The sequence below is a fragment of the Actinomadura sp. 6K520 genome (assembly GCF_004349245.1).
Lineage (GTDB): Bacteria > Actinomycetota > Actinomycetes > Streptosporangiales > Streptosporangiaceae > Spirillospora.
In genome coordinates, this window is the sequence record NZ_SMLC01000367.1 from 1 (window position 1) to 2143 (window position 2143).

2 protein-coding genes are annotated in these 2143 nt (G+C 76.8%); one reads left to right on the plus strand and one right to left on the minus strand.

All coding sequences use genetic code 11. The annotated features are described in order from the left end of the window. The coding region (locus E1289_RS37340; protein WP_131988869.1) for an acyltransferase domain-containing protein at positions 1-966 on the minus strand (966 nt) is incomplete at its 3' end. A gap of 126 nt (positions 967-1092) precedes the next feature. Between E1289_RS37340 and E1289_RS37345 the strand changes: the two genes are divergently transcribed. Beyond that, positions 1093-2143 (plus strand): ketoacyl-ACP synthase III (locus E1289_RS37345; protein WP_243713475.1); only part of this gene is annotated, 1051 nt, incomplete at its 3' end.

Genomic DNA, 2143 nt, shown 5'->3' on the forward strand with positions numbered 1-2143 from the left:
GGGCGGGCGGCCGCGCAGCGGGGCCAGGGTCCGCGCGCCGGGCAGGGTCAGCCGCGCGCACTGGCACAGCGCGTCGCCGGCGCCGGCCTCGGTGAACACCGTGGCGCCGGCGTCGTGGACGGCGCGCAGCGCCTGCGGCAGCCGGACGGGTTTGACGATGCAGTCGGCCAGCGCGCGGTGCAGGTCGTCGCCGTCGTGGTAGGCGCGGCCCCGCACCGGCGAGTGGACGGGCAGTTCCAGGGGCCGCTGCGGGTAGCGGCGGATCATTTCGTACCACTCGTCGTCGGCGCCGGCCATCGCGGGATGGTGCGACAGGTAGGGGACGGCGAGCCGCAGGGCGCGCACTCCCCGGCCGCGTGCGGTGTCCAGGACGCGTTCCAGGGGCTCGTCGGGCCCGGACACGACGGTGACCGACGGGGCGTTCAGGCACGCGACGGCCACCTGGGGGGCCGCGGCGGCGCGGATGCAGGCGTGCGTCGCGTCCTCGCCGGTCTCCAGCAGGCCCAGGCCGCCGCCGCTGCCGCGGCGGGCCAGGACGCCGACGAGGCTGACGGCCATGCGGGCGCCGTCGGCGATGGCGAACGCGCCGGCGCCGACCAGCGCGGCGATCTCGCCGAAGCTCTGCCCGACGGCGTAGGAGGGGTGCACGCCGGCGGTGCGCAGCGCGCGGTCGACGGCGACGGAGGCGGCGTAGGCGGCGAGCTGGGCGACGCCGGGGGTGCGGGCCGCCGCGCGGTAGGCGCCGGGGTCCTCCAGCAGGACGGCGCGCAGGGACGGCCATCCGGTGCGGGGCAGGCCCTCCTGGACGGCGTCCAGGACGTCGGCGGCGGCGCGGGCGGCGCCGGGTCCGATGCGGGCGAGGGCGGGCAGGTCGGGGGCCCCCGCCGAGCCGGTTCCGGCGAACAGGAACGCGCACGCGTCGTCGGGCTTGAGCTCGTCGGCCGGGTGAATTGGGGGGAAAGACACGGGGGTCTCCTTACCTCGAAGGAAGACTGTCTTTGCTATTCAGTAAAAGGCCGCATTACTCATAGTTATGGAACGTAAAACCTGAGATGGGATTATTCGCTCATGGGATCGGTCTGGCAACCGTCGGTGGTACGAGCACCTCACGGCCCGCACCCGCACGGGGCGCACCGGGGGTGGGCGATCCGGGGCACGGGGTCGTATCTGCCCGCCCGGCGCGTGCCCAGCCGGGAGCTGTCCCGGTCGCTGGGGCTGGGGCCGTCCTGGATCGAGGAGCGCACCGGGATCCGTCACCGCCATGTCGCCGAGCCGGGGCAGGCGTCCTCGGACCTGGCCGCGGCCGCCGCGGACCGCGCGCTCGCGCGGGCGGGGGTTTCCGCCGCCGACATCGGCCTGATCGTCCTCGGCACCTCCACCCCCGACGAGCTGGGCCCCTCCACCGCCTGCCGCGTGCAGGCGCTGCTGGGCGCGGGCCGCGCCGCCGCGTTCGACGTCTCCGCCGCCTGCACCGGGTTCGTCTACGGGCTGTCGGCCGCGGTCGGCTGGCTGGCGGGCCGGCCCGACCCCGCGCCGCATGCGCTGGTCATCGGCGTCGAGGTGTACTCGCGGTTCCTCGACTCCGGCGACCGGGCCACCAGCGCGCTGTTCGGCGACGGCGCGGCCGCGGCGGTGATCGGGCCGGTCGCGGCGCCCTACGGGATCGGGCCGGTCACGCTCGGGTCGGACGGCTCGCGCGCCGGGGACGTCCTCATCCCCGCCGGCGGCAGCCGCGACCCCGCCTCCGCCGGCACCGTGGCCGGGCACCGGCACACCATCCACATGGACGGCCGGGCGGTGCGCGACTTCATCACCGAGATGTTCCCGCGGCTGGTGGCCGGCGCCGCCGAGGACGCCGGGATCAAGCCCGCCGACCTGGCGCTGGTCGTCCCGCACCAGCCCAACCCGCGGCTGGTCGCCTCGCTGGCGGGCGAGGCGGGTCTCGACCCGGCGCAGCTGGTGATCGCCGGGCAGGACGTCGGCAACATCGGCGCCGCCAGCCTCCCCTACGCCCTGGACCGGGCGGTGCGCGAGGAGCGGATCGCGCCCGGGGACCTGGTCCTGCTCGCCGGATTCGGCGCGGGCGTGACGTGGGGCCGCGCGCTGATCGCCTGGCCTCCCCCCGGCCCGCACTCCCCCGGCC